At 50.5% G+C, this 14,646-nt stretch carries 12 protein-coding genes and 6 tRNA genes; 5 read left to right on the top strand and 13 right to left on the bottom strand.

Annotated elements, in window-relative coordinates; genetic code table 11:
• Positions 1–28 precede the first annotated feature (28 nt).
• Together J5224_RS04120 and dinQ are read left to right on the top strand one after the other, a co-directional pair.
• A complete protein-coding gene (locus J5224_RS04120) occupies positions 29–358 on the top strand; it encodes an SMR family transporter (protein ID WP_264624143.1) in 330 nt (109 codons plus the stop codon).
• 411 nt (positions 359–769) lie between these two features.
• On the top strand, positions 770–853 hold the full coding sequence (dinQ, locus tag J5224_RS35760) for a damage-inducible type I toxin DinQ (RefSeq protein WP_413544641.1): 84 nt from the start codon (positions 770–772) through the stop codon (positions 851–853).
• 133 nt (positions 854–986) lie between these two features.
• On the opposite strand, the gene J5224_RS04115 is transcribed toward dinQ, so the two are convergent.
• The 10 genes from J5224_RS04115 to nagB form a co-directional block, all read right to left on the bottom strand.
• A tRNA-Gln gene (locus tag J5224_RS04115) sits at positions 987–1,061 on the bottom strand.
• Positions 1,062–1,067: 6 nt separating this feature from the next.
• Positions 1,068–1,144, bottom strand: a tRNA-Met gene (locus J5224_RS04110).
• 69 nt (positions 1,145–1,213) lie between these two features.
• A tRNA-Gln gene (locus tag J5224_RS04105) sits at positions 1,214–1,288 on the bottom strand.
• Positions 1,289–1,317: 29 nt separating this feature from the next.
• A tRNA-Gln gene (locus J5224_RS04100) sits at positions 1,318–1,392 on the bottom strand.
• 40 nt (positions 1,393–1,432) lie between these two features.
• A tRNA-Leu gene (locus J5224_RS04095) sits at positions 1,433–1,517 on the bottom strand.
• 9 nt (positions 1,518–1,526) lie between these two features.
• Positions 1,527–1,603, bottom strand: a tRNA-Met gene (locus tag J5224_RS04090).
• Between the two features lie 245 nt (positions 1,604–1,848).
• Positions 1,849–3,510: an asparagine synthase B gene (gene asnB / locus J5224_RS04085; protein ID WP_264624142.1), complete on the bottom strand. Its 1,662-nt coding sequence runs from the start codon at positions 3,508–3,510 to the stop codon at positions 1,849–1,851.
• Positions 3,511–3,790: 280 nt separating this feature from the next.
• A complete protein-coding gene (gene nagC, locus J5224_RS04080; protein WP_264624141.1) occupies positions 3,791–5,014 on the bottom strand; it encodes a DNA-binding transcriptional regulator NagC in 1,224 nt (407 codons plus the stop codon).
• Between the two features lie 78 nt (positions 5,015–5,092).
• Complete coding sequence (nagA, locus tag J5224_RS04075) at positions 5,093–6,241, bottom strand: N-acetylglucosamine-6-phosphate deacetylase (protein ID WP_264624140.1); 1,149 nt, start codon at positions 6,239–6,241, stop codon at positions 5,093–5,095.
• A gap of 21 nt (positions 6,242–6,262) precedes the next feature.
• Positions 6,263–7,063, bottom strand: coding sequence for a glucosamine-6-phosphate deaminase (gene nagB / locus J5224_RS04070; protein WP_264624139.1), 801 nt, complete (start codon positions 7,061–7,063; stop codon positions 6,263–6,265).
• Between the two features lie 304 nt (positions 7,064–7,367).
• Here nagB and nagE point away from each other — a divergent pair, with 304 nt between their 5' ends.
• Together nagE and glnS are read left to right on the top strand one after the other, a co-directional pair.
• Positions 7,368–8,864 (top strand): N-acetylglucosamine-specific PTS transporter subunit IIBC, encoded by a 1,497-nt coding sequence (gene nagE, locus J5224_RS04065; RefSeq protein WP_264624217.1) that lies wholly within the window; start codon positions 7,368–7,370, stop codon positions 8,862–8,864.
• Positions 8,865–9,091: 227 nt separating this feature from the next.
• Positions 9,092–10,750: a glutamine--tRNA ligase gene (glnS, locus tag J5224_RS04060; protein WP_264624138.1), complete on the top strand. Its 1,659-nt coding sequence runs from the start codon at positions 9,092–9,094 to the stop codon at positions 10,748–10,750.
• 79 nt (positions 10,751–10,829) lie between these two features.
• Here the strand turns inward: glnS and fur are convergent, their stop codons facing one another.
• Together fur and fldA are read right to left on the bottom strand one after the other, a co-directional pair.
• Complete coding sequence (gene fur, locus J5224_RS04055; protein WP_264624137.1) at positions 10,830–11,276, bottom strand: ferric iron uptake transcriptional regulator; 447 nt, start codon at positions 11,274–11,276, stop codon at positions 10,830–10,832.
• A gap of 336 nt (positions 11,277–11,612) precedes the next feature.
• On the bottom strand, positions 11,613–12,140 hold the full coding sequence (gene fldA / locus J5224_RS04050; RefSeq protein ID WP_264624136.1) for a flavodoxin FldA: 528 nt from the start codon (positions 12,138–12,140) through the stop codon (positions 11,613–11,615).
• 454 nt (positions 12,141–12,594) lie between these two features.
• Here fldA and J5224_RS04045 point away from each other — a divergent pair, with 454 nt between their 5' ends.
• The gene (locus tag J5224_RS04045) at positions 12,595–14,271 is read left to right on the top strand and encodes a methyl-accepting chemotaxis protein (protein WP_264624135.1); all 1,677 of its coding nucleotides are present in this window, start codon (positions 12,595–12,597) and stop codon (positions 14,269–14,271) included.
• Positions 14,272–14,346: 75 nt separating this feature from the next.
• Here the strand turns inward: J5224_RS04045 and ybfE are convergent, their stop codons facing one another.
• Positions 14,347–14,634: a LexA regulated protein gene (gene ybfE / locus J5224_RS04040; protein WP_264624134.1), complete on the bottom strand. Its 288-nt coding sequence runs from the start codon at positions 14,632–14,634 to the stop codon at positions 14,347–14,349.
• Positions 14,635–14,646 lie beyond the last annotated feature (12 nt).

The raw sequence follows: 14,646 nt of genomic DNA, 5'->3' as shown, positions 1-14,646 counted from the left end.
GCGCGATTTTGTAAGGTAGTGGTTGTTTATGACGTATCTGTTTCTTTCTCTCGCCATTGTGGCGGAAGTGATCGCCACGTCGGCGCTCAAACTTTCGGATGGCTTTAGTCGTTTGATGCCCAGCATCGTTACTGTAATCTTTTATGGTGTGTCGTTCTATTGCCTTTCTCTGACCATGCGCACGCTGCCGACGGGCATCATTTATGCCATCTGGTCTGGCGTTGGGATCGTGTTGATTGCCACGGTAAGCTGGCTATTTTACGGCCAGAAGCTCGATTTGCCTGCGATACTGGGAATGTTGCTGATTGTTCTGGGCGTGATTGTCATTAACCTGTTCTCCAAGTCGGTGGCGCATTGATATCACTTCTATCCTGTTAGGTTGAGTTTTTTTTCGCCAGACGATATAGTGTGAGCGTTAGTTGATGAGAGTCACGCTGCTGAGGACAGTTTTTTTACTGTTCAGGTAAGTGCTAAATTCCGTCAGTTTATGAAAAAGCCCAACTTCACCCGTTGGGCTTTTTCATTTATCGTTCGTTGATGGTTTCTGCTCATTGCCTGTCTATAATTTACCCGGTTAGTTGAGCGCGTTTCGGCTGGTAAAGACGTTACATAAAGATTGTATAGATAAGCCCTGGCTAGATACGGGTGGTGCCGATTTAGTGCCTCAGCCGGAGCGTGACTCTTATCAACTAACACTGAAGGAACCCGATCGAACAGGCAGCGTAAAGGTAACGATCAGGGGAATCGCGCTCCCAACCGGAGCAAACGGATGAGAGCGATTGTAGAATCGGCCATCATCGTCCTAAAGGCGCTATTAGCGTTTTTGGAACTGATCCGCATTTTCCTGACATAATGTCGGAAACGTAACTAAGGCCACCGGGTTACCGCCCGGTGGCCTTTAATCTTTATTGAATAACGCACAAAAGCAAACAGGGCGACGTCTTTCGACTGTCGCCCTGTTTGTCGCTGCATTACCAGCGTTTTTTTGGCTGGGGTACGAGGATTCGAACCTCGGAATGGTGGAATCAGAATCCACTGCCTTACCGCTTGGCGATACCCCAAAAATGTGGTGGCTACGACGGGAATCGAACCTGTGACCCCAGCATTATGAGTGCTGTGCTCTAACCAGCTGAGCTACGTAGCCAAATAGTACATCTTGGATTTTTGCTTTTCAACAAAAACTTTTAACTTCAATCACATAGCATCAATTACATGGCTGGGGTACCTGGATTCGAACCAGGGAATGCCGGTATCAAAAACCGGTGCCTTACCGCTTGGCGATACCCCAACAACGTGCAATCCGATGCGGCATTAAGGTGGCTGGGGTACCTGGATTCGAACCAGGGAATGCCGGTATCAAAAACCGGTGCCTTACCGCTTGGCGATACCCCAATACCCTAACATGCCTTGTTGCTTAACAACCGTGAAGGAATGGTGCGGGAGGCGAGACTTGAACTCGCACACCTTGCGGCGCCAGAACCTAAATCTGGTGCGTCTACCAATTTCGCCACTCCCGCAAGAAAAGATGGTGGCTACGACGGGAATCGAACCTGTGACCCCAGCATTATGAGTGCTGTGCTCTAACCAGCTGAGCTACGTAGCCATCTTTTCCGCGTCACCTTCATCGGCGTTGCGGGGCGCATTATGCGTAGTTGGCCGAATTGCGTCAACACATTTTTTCCCTAAAAACGCCTGTGACGGTTCGTTTGTTTGGGTTGTGAACAGTATGATGAGAAAAGCGGCAATAAAACAGGTTTTCCTGTGACAAAAGGGAAAAAAACGGGCCCATAAAGGGCCCATTTTTATTCGAGACAATCACCATAAGGCAATGTTCTATAACGGCTACGCTCAGTACGCTGATTGGTGAACACCAACCGCACGACCTGATGGATCGTCCATCTTTTTGAAAGATTCATCCCATTCGATCGCTTTTGCCGAAGAACAGGCGACAGAAGGGCCTCCAGGCACGCATTCTGCGGCGCTCGGTACTGGGAACAGCTCTTCGAAGATTTCGCGGTACAGGTAGCCTTCTTTGGACGTTGGCGTGTTGTACGGGAAACGGAAGCGGGCGGTTTCCAGTTGCTGATCGGTAACCTGTTTTGCTGCTACCTCTTTCAGCGTGTCGATCCAGCTATACCCTACGCCATCAGAGAACTGCTCTTTCTGACGCCAGGCGACGCTGTGTGGCAGGTAGGACTCAAAACATTCACGCAGAATGTGTTTCTCCATTTTCCCGTTGCCGCACATTTTGTCCTGAGGGTTGATGCGCATTGCCACATCCAGGAATTTTTTATCCAGGAACGGTACACGTGCTTCCACGCCCCAGGCGGACATGGCTTTGTTGGCACGCGCACAATCGTATTGATGCAGCGCGAGCAGTTTACGCACCGTTTCTTCGTGCAGCTCTTTGGCGTTAGGCGCTTTGTGGAAGTACAGGTAACCACCGAATACTTCATCAGAGCCTTCACCGGACAGCACCATTTTGATGCCCATCGCTTTGATTTTACGTGACATCAGATACATCGGCGTAGACGCACGAATGGTGGTCACGTCGTAAGTCTCGATGTGATAAATCACGTCGCGAATGGCATCCAACCCTTCCTGCACGGTGAAGTGGATTTCATGGTGCACTGTGCCCAAATGGTTTGCCACTTCTTGCGCGGCTTTCAGATCCGGCGCGCCTTCCAAGCCAACGGCGAAAGAGTGCAGCTGCGGCCACCAGGCTTCACTACGTTCGTCGTCTTCCACGCGGCGTGCGGCAAATTTCTTGGTGATTGCGGAAATAACGGAAGAATCCAGGCCGCCAGAAAGCAGTACGCCGTAAGGCACATCGGACATCAGGTGGCTTTTCACCGATTCTTCCAACGCTTCACGCAGCGCTTCTTTGTCGGTCACGTTGTCTTTGACGGCATCGTAGTCGAACCAGTCACGATGGTAGTATTCGCGAATTTCGCCGTCTTTGCTCCACAGGTAGCTACCTGCCGGGAATTCCTTAATGGTGCGGCATACCGGCACCAGCGCTTTCATTTCGGAAGCTACGTACAAGTTGCCGTGTTCGTCGTAACCCATATACAGCGGGATAATACCTAAATGGTCACGGCCAATCAGGTAAGCGTCTTTTTCACTGTCATACAGTGCAAAAGCGAACATGCCTCGCAGGTCGTCTAAGAATTCCGGCCCTTTTTCCTGGTACAGTGCCAGAATGACTTCGCAGTCAGAACCGGTCTGGAAGGCATAACGGTCGCCGTACTGCTGGCGCAATGCTTGATGGTTATAGATTTCACCGTTGACAGCCAGAATATGGGTGTGAGCCTGGTTGTAGAGCGGTTGGGCACCGGTGTTGACGTCAACGATAGACAGACGTTCGTGGGCCAAAATCGCTTTTTCATTGGCATAAATACCAGACCAGTCCGGGCCGCGGTGGCGCATCAGTCGAGATAGCTCCAGCGCTTTTTTACGCAATTCAACCGGATCGGTTTTGATATCCAACACACCAAAAATAGAACACATAAAGAACTCCCTCTTGCTCACCTGTCTGAAGTGAAATAACACGGTTATGGCGTCAGCAACCTTGAGTGGGACAATGCCACAACGGTTCGCGTTGCCTTTTGCTGTACCAATGACAATGATTTAGCATCAAAATGCCACTTGAATTCAATATCATTTAATGAAAAAAGCCTTTGGCATGTGTTTTATTCAATGCGAAAGGCTTGTTTGTGAAAAAATGATAATCAGTGTGGCTATTGAGGACGGATTTTTGCGGATTTCATAATCCCGCAAACGTCCACCATCAAGAGGGTTCCAGTAAATGCTGCAACAGCACACCGTTAAGCATGGCGCGTTTTACCAGCGCGAAAGCCCCAATGGGAGAGAGGTGGTTCAGTGTGGAGACTTCAATCGGCAGATGCTGACGAAATTCTTTCAGCACCTGAGTATTGACGCAGCGTTGAATGGCTGGCAGCAGAATTTTCTCGGCATCGGTTATCTCACCCGCAATCACGACCTTCTGCGGATTGAACAGGTTGATGGCGATGGCAAGCGCTTTGCCTAAATACTTACCCGCATGTTCGAGCACATCTTGCGCTAGCGTATCACCCCGATTAGCGGCTTTGCAGATGGCGGTGATGGTGCACTCTTCGGGTGTCAGTTTGCTACTGAATCCTTGGGACAGAAGATGAGCGACACGTTGCTCTATCGCACCGTTGGACACCACGGTTTCCAGACAGCCAAAGTTGCCGCAGTGGCAGCGCTCGCCGAGAGGATCGATTTGAATGTGTCCGATTTCGCCCACGTTGCCGTTGCTACCGAGGAATATTTGTCCGTTGACCAAAATGCCCGCGCCGGTGCCACGGTGAACGCGGACCAGAATAGAGTCGGGGTAGTCGTGAGTGGCACCAAAATAGTGTTCAGCCAACGCCAGGCTGCGAATATCATGGCCGACAAAGCACGTGACCTTGAAGCGCTGTTGTAGCAACTGTACCAGCGGCCATTTATCGACGCTGATATGCGGCATGTAATGTACGATTCCCGCCGAGGGATCGACCAAACCGGGGAGTACGACCGAGATGGCGATAAGTTCCCGAATACGGCGTTGATTGATGGTGATAAAGTCGCTGATCGCGTCAAACAGTGAGGCTTCCAGCGTATCCTGCGTACTTTCTGTCAATGGGTAGTGGGCATCGCTCAGCGATTTACCCTGAAGATCGTAGAGCGCAATCGTGGCACCATGACGACCCAGACGCACGGCGATCGCGTGAAAAGGCCGCGTTTCACAAATGATGGAAATGGCACGTCGCCCGCCCGTAGAAGCTTGTTGGTCAACTTCTTTGATTAACCCACGCTCCAACAACTGACGGGTGATTTTCGTGACGCTGGCAGGGGCCAACTGGCTGAATTCGGCTATCTGAATGCGGGAAATAGGGCCTTGTTGATCAATCAGACGATAGACAACGGCACTATTTAACTGCTTGACCAGATCAACATTCCCTATTTGTGCTTGTCCGCCTGTCGTCATTCTTGAACGCTCGCTTATCTTTTCGGCCTCATTTTATATCCACCCTACCTCAGATAGCCTAAGCGTTTGCTACACGTGTTATTGCGTATAGACGCTGTTGCCATTTACGAAGGTATGAAGGACGTGGTACCCATCATCAAATACTGTCAGGTTGGCGATTTTTCCATTTTCAATACTGCCTAACCGATCGTCCAGATGCATGGCGCGCGCTGGGTAAAGGGTTGCCATGCGCAGCGCTTCATCCAGCGCAATACCGCCATGTTTCACGCTGTTTTTGACGGCATCGATCATCGTCAGTGCCGAACCGCTCAGCGTGCCGTTGTCGTCCACGCACAACCCATCCCGGTAGTATATGGTTTTACCGGCAAAAGTGAACCTATCGATATCAGCGCCAGCCGGGGCCGTGGCATCGGTGACCAGTACGAGTTTCTCACCTTTGATCCGTTTGCTGTTGCGGATATTGGCCCAATCAACGTGCATCCCGTCGGCAATGATGCCGCAGTAGATCTCTGGGGCGTCATAAATAGCGCCCACTAAACCCGGTTCGCGCCCGCTAATATACGGCATGGCATTAAACAGGTGGGTGGCAAAGCGAATACCGGCAGCAAATCCGCGTTTCGCTTCCTGCCAGGTGGCATTGGAATGACCGGCCGACACCACGATCCCTGCCTGGCTTAGCTGGCGAATCATGGCGGCTGGCACCTTTTCTGGTGCCAGCGTGATTTGGCCAATCACATCCGCATTGGCACAAAGATAGTCGACCAGTTGTTGCTCTGGCGCGCGGATCAGGCGGGCATCGTGCGTACCTTTTTTCACTACATTCAGCCACGGTCCTTCAATATGCAGGCCGAGAGCCTGATTGGCGTGTAACGCAAGATACGCGCGCATGGTTTCAACCGCGTGCTTGATAAAGGCATCACTGGAAGTGATAAGCGTAGGGAGAAAGCTGGTGCAGCCTGAACGTTGATTGGCCTGCTGCATGGTTTCTAGCGTGGCAATGGAAATGGCATCAAGGCTGTCATTGAACTGGACGCCACCGCAGCCGTTAAGCTGCAAATCGATAAAGCCGGGGGCCACCGAGGCACCATTCAGATCGTGGCGTGGCAGGGGGGCGGGAAGATCGGATTCGGGACACACGCCGTCGATCGTGTCACCGTTGATAACGATGGCATGGTCATCCAGTATTTGGTGCCCGGTATAGATACGACAATGGGTTAACGCATACATCTTGAACTCCCGGCTTACAGATTAAAGACCGATAATGCTTTCAGCTTCCAACTCGTGGAAGTATTTCACGGTTTTTACTTTCAACTCCATGGTAGAGGGCTCATCGCAAACAATGATTGCCTTGGCATGCAGTTGCAGACAACTGATGGTCCACATGTGATTGACATTGCCCTCTACGGCTGCCTGTAACGCTTGTGCCTTGTTACGGCCAGACACCAAAATCATCACTTCCTCAGCATCTAATAGGGTGCCGACGCCGACGGTAAGCGCATATTTGGGAACCTGAGACACATCCCCTTCGAAGAAACGGGAATTGGCGGTGCGGGTCTCTTCGGTTAACGTCTTGATCCGCGTACGGGAGGCTAAGGACGAGGCGGGTTCATTAAACGCAATATGCCCGTCATTACCTACACCGCCCATAAACAGGTGAATCTTGCCATAGGAGGCCATTTTCTCTTCGTAGCGTTGGCATTCTGCCACCACATCTGAAGCGTTACCGTTCAACAGGTTAATATTTTCCTGCTGAATATCAACGTGATTGAAGAAATTCTCATACATGAACGTGTGATAACTTTGTGGATGTGCGGCTGGCAGACCGACATACTCATCCATATTAAATGTCACCACGTGCTTAAAACTGACCAGCCCCGCGTTGTGCATCACGATAAGCGCTTTATAAGCTTCTAACGGTGAGCTGCCTGTTGGCAGGCCTAACACAAAAGGGCGCTCAGCGCTGGGGTTAAAGGCATTGATACGCTGCACAATATGCCGTGCTGCCCATTTGCCTACCTGCTCTGATGTGGTGACGGGAATAAGTCTCATACATAAATCTCCGGATAAGCGTTCCAAAACCAGTGAACCGATTTGCTACTGCCTGGATGATAAAGATAGGTTATTAGTGAGTCTAGCTTGTTTTTTTTTATCTTGAAATAAGGTGAGGAAATTGAGAGGTATAATGATTTAATATGCGGGTATTTTGCGCGTCATGTCACAGAATGTTAGGGTTTAATTTGCGTGGCAAATTATTTTTTTTACACTTCAAGCACAAGCCGCCTGGTATGAGATGGCTGCTGTGAATCGGTTTAACGGGCAGTTTGGTATCCCCTGGCGGGAGAGAGAGGATAATGTGAGTGTTCTTAGCTATTTGCAAAGGGTTGGTCGAGCGCTGATGGTGCCAGTGGCGACGTTGCCAGCCGCAGCGATTCTCATGGGGATAGGGTACTGGATCGATCCCAATGGGTGGGGGAGTGAGAGTGCGCTTGCAGCCCTGCTGATTAAATCCGGTGCCGCAATCATTGAAAACATGGGGGTGCTGTTTGCGGTGGGCATCGCTTATGGTATGTCCAAAGATAAAGACGGGGCGGCAGCGTTAACCGGGTTCGTCGGTTTTCTGGTGCTGACCACGCTGTGCTCTCCCGCAGCCGTTTCAATGATCCAGCATATCCCGCTGGCGGAAGTGCCTCCGGCATTCAGCAAAATCCAAAACCAATTTATTGGTATTCTGGTCGGTATTATTTCGGCTGAACTCTACAACCGTTACAGCCATGTCAAACTGCCTGAAGCATTATCGTTTTTTAGTGGGCGTCGGCTGGTGCCGATCTTGACCTCGTTCCTGATGATCGTTGTTGCTTTTATCCTGATGTATGTCTGGCCAGTGATTTTTAGTGCGTTGGTGACTCTTGGCGAGCATATCCAGCAGTTGGGATCGGTAGGGGCGGGCGTGTATGCGTTCTTCAACCGCTTGCTCATTCCTGTCGGGCTGCACCACGCGTTGAACTCGGTATTTTGGTTTGATGTGGCGGGCATTAACGATATTCCAAACTTCCTCGGTGGGCAGCAGTCCATTGATGCGGGCAAAGCGGTGGTTGGCATCACGGGGCGCTATCAGGCCGGGTTCTTCCCCATCATGATGTTTGGTTTACCGGGTGCTGCGCTGGCAATTTATCACTGTTCTCGTCCGGAAAATAAAAGCAAAGTGGCGGGGATTATGATGGCCGCCGCGTTCGCCGCTTTCTTTACCGGGATCACCGAACCGCTTGAGTTTTCATTTATGTTCGTTGCCCCGGTGCTGTATGTGTTGCATGCCGTGTTGACCGGGATCTCAGTGTTCATTGCCGCAAGTATGCATTGGATTGCGGGCTTTGGTTTCAGCGCCGGGCTGGTCGATATGGCGCTCTCCTCGCGCAACCCGCTGGCAACCCAGTGGTATATGTTGATCCCGCAAGGGCTAGTGTTCTTTGTTATCTACTATGTGACGTTCCGTTTCACCATCAAACGTTTCAACTTGCTGACGCCGGGGCGCGAGCAGTCGGTTGACGGCAGTGAAGCCGATGGTTTTACGTTAAATCAAAGCGTTGCCGAAAAGAAGGTGAATGATACGACGTCTCTGGCCCAGGGATATTTGGCGGCGCTGGGCGGTAAGGCCAATCTGGTCGGGATCGATGCTTGTATCACGCGTCTGCGGCTGAATGTGGTGGATTCTGCGCACGTGGACGAAGCCCAGGCAAAACGCTTGGGCGCGGCGGGGGTTATCCGCTTGAATAAACAGAATGTACAAATTGTCGTGGGGACGCAGGCAGAAGCCATCGCCACGGCCTTAAAGGATATTCAAAACCAGCAATAAGGGTAGTGTCGTTGTTGAATGGTGCGGCGTGGGGCATTCCTGACGCCGCATTTTTTATCGCTGTTGGTATTACCATCCGCCCGCTTTCGGTTACCTCATGCGTAATCATCAGCCGTTTTGCTTCTTTCTGTGTAATTCATAAGATTTAGTGCAAGTAACAGTTGTGTCCTGCCGTAGCTTGTTGGATCATTGCGGGTTATGTGTCGTTTTGCATCGAGGAATCAAGCATGAGTGAGGCAGAAGCCCGCCCAACCAATTTTATCCGTCAGATCATTGATGAAGATCTGGCGTCTGGAAAACACAGCCTGGTACAAACCCGTTTTCCGCCGGAACCCAATGGCTACTTGCATATCGGCCATGCCAAGTCCATTTGCCTCAATTTCGGGGTGGCGAAAGATTACAACGGTCAGTGTAATCTGCGTTTTGATGACACCAACCCGGTGAAAGAGGATATCGAGTATGTTGAGTCCATCAAGCGGGATGTGCAATGGTTAGGGTTCTCCTGGAGCGGTGATATTCGCTATTCTTCTGATTATTTTGACCAGTTGCATCTGTACGCGGTCGAACTGATTGGTAAAGGGCTGGCCTATGTGGACGAACTCTCTGCCGAGCAGATCCGCGAATACCGTGGCACGCTGACCTCTCCCGGTAAAAACAGTCCTTACCGCGATCGCAGCGTTCAGGAAAACCTGAACCTGTTTGAAAAAATGCGTAATGGTGGCTTCGCTGAGGGCACTGCGTGTCTGCGCGCCAAGATTGATATGGCATCACCGTTCATCGTGATGCGCGATCCTGTGCTGTACCGTATCAAATTCGCCGAACATCATCAGACCGGGAAAAAATGGTGCATCTATCCTATGTACGATTTCACGCATTGCATTTCCGATGCGCTGGAAGGGATTACGCACTCACTGTGCACGCTGGAGTTCCAGGACAACCGACGCCTGTATGATTGGGTGTTGGACAATATCACCATTCCTTGTCATCCGCGCCAGTATGAATTCTCGCGCTTGAATCTGGAATATGCGGTGATGTCTAAACGCAAACTGAATCAGTTGGTGACTGAAAAAGTGGTTGAAGGGTGGGACGATCCCCGCATGCCGACTATCTCCGGCCTGCGTCGCCGTGGTTACACTGCCGCTTCCGTGCGCGAATTCTGTCGTCGTATCGGCGTGACCAAACAGGACAATAATGTCGAAATGGCGGCGTTGGAATCCTGTATTCGTGATGACCTGAATGAGCATGCACCGCGCGCCATGGCGGTGTTGGATCCGGTAAAAGTGATTATCGAGAACCTGCCAGAAGGCCACGAAGAGTGGGTTTCCATGCCAAATCACCCGAATCAGCCGGAAATGGGCACGCGTCAGGTGCCGTTCAGCCGTGAGATTTATATCGATCGTGCCGATTTCCGTGAAGAAGCGAACAAACAGTACAAGCGTCTGGTGCTGGGTAAAGAAGTGCGCTTGCGCAATGCGTATGTCATCAAGGCGGAACGCGTTGAGAAAGATGAACAGGGTGTTATCACCGCGCTATATTGCACCTATGATGCCGAAACCTTGAGTAAAGACCCGGCTGACGGGCGTAAAGTGAAGGGGGTTATCCATTGGGTTTCTGCCGCACATGCGCTGCCAGCTGAATTCCGCCTTTACGATCGTCTATTCAGCGTGCCAAATCCAGGCGCTGCGGATGACTTCCTTGCAACGATTAACCCGGATTCGCTAAAAGTGGCTCAGGGCTTTGTTGAGCCGAGTTTGGTAAAAGCAGAAGTGGAAAAAGCGTATCAGTTTGAACGCGAAGGATATTTCTGTGCCGATCGCCGTTATTCAAGCGAAACACATCTGGTGTTTAACCGTACGGTAGGTCTGCGTGATACTTGGGTTGGTTGAGGCCAACGCTGACTGAAATGAAAAAACCGCCTGTTTTTTGGGCGGTTTTTTTACGGCATCAATCAGAACAAAGCCTGGCTTATTTCGGGTCGTGGAGCGTTTCTTCTTCGCGGCAGTCGCCCGTACTGCAATGGCCATACAAGTACAAACTGTGGTTAGTCAGTTTAATACCGTGTCTGTCTGCGATTTCGCGCTGACGCACTTCGATAGATTCATCACGGAATTCAATAACGCGTCCGCAATCCAGGCAAATAAGATGGTCATGATGGTGTTGTTGTGTCAGCTCGAACACTGACTTACCACCTTCAAAATTATGACGGGTGACAATACCGGCATCATCAAACTGGTTAAGCACGCGATAAACGGTCGCCAGACCGATTTCTTCGCCCATATCTATCAGTTTTTTATACAAATCTTCCGCGCTGACGTGATGACACTCCGGATCCTGCAACACTTCCAGAATCTTCAGTCTTGGCAGAGTGACTTTCAAGCCGGCCTTCTTTAATGCGGTGTTATTGTCAGTCATGCGGGTTTAGTCCTGTTGCTTTCTCGTCGATGGGGGCAATTAAGCCTATGACATCGGTCGGCTCAAAAATTGTAATGGCGTCTCAATTATAGAACCGCGCATTAAAAATGAAAACCATGGGATGTTAACAATACCGTCTCCATAAAGAAAGTGTGCATTCGCGCGCAATCTCTTGTTGTAAAATGGAGAAAATTGATAAACGTACAAAACCGATGGGTACTATTGTACAGGCTTAGACCGGGAAGTTAAAAAAATGTTTCTATTAATTTAATCGGTTTTATCTATTAATAAAGCCCTGACATTGCTGTCAGGGCTTCTGTGTAAAACAGGGGGCGATCAACCCACCAGCGCTTTCAGGTTGAGTTCTTCGCTGATTTGTTTGACCCAGGCACTCACGCGTTCACCGGTCAGTTCAGGTTGACGATCTTCATCAATAGCCAGACCGATGAAGTGGTTATCGTCTGCCAGCCCTTTAGACGCTTCAAAATAGTAACCTTCGGTTGACCAGTTGCCGACAATCGTTGCCCCGCGCGGTTCAATGATATCGCGCAGCGTTCCCATCGCGTCACAAAAGTATTCTGCGTAGTCTTCCTGGTCGCCACAGCCAAACAGGGCAACAATTTTTCCATTGAAATCAATTTCTTCTAGTGTCGGAAAGAAATCGTCCCAGTCACACTGGGCCTCACCATAGTACCAAGTCGGAATGCCAAGCAGCAGGATATCAAACGCTTCGATATCTTCTTTGCTGCTTTTGGCGATGTCATGAACCTCTGCAACATCACTGCCCAGTTGCTGTTGGATTGTCTTGGCAATGTTTTCGGTATTGCCGGTGTCACTGCCAAAGAAAATGCCTATGAGTGCCATGGATAAAATAACCTCTTTATTCTTAATGGTATGGTGCGGTTTATCACCTACATATCAAGTAATAGTATCAGACGCTGGGGGTGGGAGAAACTTGTATCTTTCCCCTGGCCAAAAGTGGAAATAACCGCTATTAAACAAGGGTATTTATCGGATAGTTCTTTTTTGCCATATCGCCAGTTTCTTTAATTACTTTAGCGGCGACATAGTTAGCACCCATTGCCCTATCTTTGTGAAAAATATCACTAATCACTATTTTTTAGTGACAGCGTGCTGTAGATCACGGAGGGAAACTACTAAATATTCTTTTAATATTGACGATGAAACTAGAAGGTTCGCCGTGTGCTTGTAGGCGTAAGGCATCGCGCGTTTTCCCCTTTGGGGATTGTTTCAAACCTGATGATTTTTTTAAAAATAATAACCCTACCGCACGTTATTTTATATCTGGAGCTTGCTTATGCAATTCTTGAGAAACATCGCCATCAGAACGGCAATGTTATGGGTTTTAGGGGTTTTCTGTGTGCTGTGGGGCGGTGTTTCCGTCTACACCATTTTCTCCTTCAAGGAGATGACCACAACTTCACAGACTAGCACCTTACTGGTTCATAACATGAATTTAGTCAATCAGGGCAACGATCAATACTTTCGTATGGTGACCCGTTTAGCACGTGTGGTGGATTGGCGTCGCACTGGTGAAAACACGCTGGCGGATAAAGAACAGGCGTCAGCATTGACGGCATTGAATAATCTGAAATCCGACTTGGCTACCTTTAGCAGTATCGATCATGCGGGGCTGGATGCCGCGCTGGCTGAGGCAGTGGTGCGCGATTGGGGTAACCTGATTACCCAGGGCGTTGATCCGATGTTTCAAAAGGCGCAGACCAACGCCTTGGATGAATATCAACGCTATGCCAAGGAAACGGTGCCGGCGCTCAGTCGTCAATTTGGCGCCTCGGTCAATGCTTTTAATAAGGCTGGTTCCGAAAAATTCGCCGCAGCTGGCGAGCGTTTTCAGCAAATCACCGCCATTGGCCAAAACATTTTGCTGACAGGACTGGTTGTAGGGTTGCTGCTGCTGTTCTTCACCGATCGCTATCTGGTGGCCTGTTTGGTTAAACCACTCGATACGTTACGCGAACACTTCAGTGCAATCGCTTCAGGACAACTCGGCAAACCGATTCATGATTTTGGTCGTAACTGCGTGGGGCGCTTGTTGCCGTTACTACGGGATATGCAAACCAGCCTGGCGAAGACTGTCAGTACGATCCGCTCCAGTACGGATGCCATCTACCTCGGAGCCTCTGAAATTGCTTCCGGTAATAACGACCTCTCATCGCGTACTGAACATCAGGCTTCTGCACTGGAAGAGACAGCGGCTAGCATGGAGCAGCTGACGGCAACCGTTAAACAGAATGCGGAAAATGCCAATCACGCGAGCCAATTGGCGTTGCAAGCATCCAATACAGCGCGAAAAGGGGGGGAGATCGTCGATAACGTGGTGAAAACCATGGCGGAGATTTCGGGAAGTTCAAAACGCATTGCTGAGATCACCACGGTGATCAACGGTATTGCGTTCCAGACTAACATTCTGGCACTTAACGCCGCGGTTGAAGCCGCACGAGCGGGTGAACAAGGGCGCGGTTTTGCCGTGGTTGCCGGTGAGGTGCGTAGCTTGGCACAACGCAGCGCGCAGGCGGCAAAAGAGATAGAAGGATTGATCGCCGAATCCGCACACTGTGTTGGTACTGGCTCGCAGCTGGTTGAAGATGCGGGGGTTACCATGAGTGACATTGTGCGTGCCGTGACCAATGTGACGGATATCATGGGGGAAATTGCCTCCGCTTCCGGCGAGCAAAGCAAGGGTATTGCACAGGTTGGACAAGCGGTGGCGGAAATGGACAGCGTGACGCAGCAGAATGCGGCATTGGTGGAACAGGCGTCTGCGGCAGCGCGGTCGTTGGAAGAGCAGGCCGCGGTGCTTAACCAGACTGTGGCGGTGTTCCAACTGTCTGAGTCCGTCGTGCCCGTTGCCGCTCCTGCTGTGGTGCCGGTTGCCGCCTTGGCGCGCGCCGGCAGTAGTACTGTTGCCAAAAAGGCACTGCCACCGGAAAACGATAACTGGGAACAATTTTAACCGAGCGGTTTACCCATCAATGTCGTTACCAGGGAGGAAGATAGGGCGTCATGGATGACGCCGGAAATCAACGTATCAGGATGAAAGGTCTTTGCCCGCCAGTTGCGCCAGCAACATGCGTTCAATGAGTTCACTACGGCTGATATTCTGCATTTCAGCCAGGCTATTGAGTACTTCCACGGCGTCTTCATTAATTTTCAATTCGATGCGGCGCAAGCCCCGCACTTTGTCACGACGCAATTGATTGCGCTTGTTAATGCGAAGCTGCTCGTCGCGTGAAAGCGGATTGGTTTTGGGACGACCAGGCCGACGTTCATCCGCGAACAGATCCAACGTGGTACGGTCCGTTTGTTCTTTTGCCATAGGTAGTGCTGC

Source organism: Candidatus Symbiopectobacterium sp. NZEC135 (assembly GCF_025962695.1).
Note: the sequence above shows the minus strand (reverse complement) of the source record. Positions and strands in the feature narration are given on the sequence as shown.

Coding starts and splice junctions, on each gene's coding strand:
- J5224_RS04120 (WP_264624143.1), top strand. CDS start 29: ATGACGTATCTGTTTCTTTCTCTCGCCATTGTGGCGGAAGTGATCGCC.
- dinQ (WP_413544641.1), top strand. CDS start 770: ATGAGAGCGATTGTAGAATCGGCCATCATCGTCCTAAAGGCGCTATTA.
- asnB (WP_264624142.1), bottom strand. CDS start 3,510: ATGTGTTCTATTTTTGGTGTGTTGGATATCAAAACCGATCCGGTTGAA.
- nagC (WP_264624141.1), bottom strand. CDS start 5,014: ATGACGACAGGCGGACAAGCACAAATAGGGAATGTTGATCTGGTCAAG.
- nagA (WP_264624140.1), bottom strand. CDS start 6,241: ATGTATGCGTTAACCCATTGTCGTATCTATACCGGGCACCAAATACTG.
- nagB (WP_264624139.1), bottom strand. CDS start 7,063: ATGAGACTTATTCCCGTCACCACATCAGAGCAGGTAGGCAAATGGGCA.
- glnS (WP_264624138.1), top strand. CDS start 9,092: ATGAGTGAGGCAGAAGCCCGCCCAACCAATTTTATCCGTCAGATCATT.
- fur (WP_264624137.1), bottom strand. CDS start 11,276: ATGACTGACAATAACACCGCATTAAAGAAGGCCGGCTTGAAAGTCACT.
- fldA (WP_264624136.1), bottom strand. CDS start 12,140: ATGGCACTCATAGGCATTTTCTTTGGCAGTGACACCGGCAATACCGAA.
- J5224_RS04045 (WP_264624135.1), top strand. CDS start 12,595: ATGCAATTCTTGAGAAACATCGCCATCAGAACGGCAATGTTATGGGTT.
- ybfE (WP_264624134.1), bottom strand. CDS start 14,634: ATGGCAAAAGAACAAACGGACCGTACCACGTTGGATCTGTTCGCGGAT.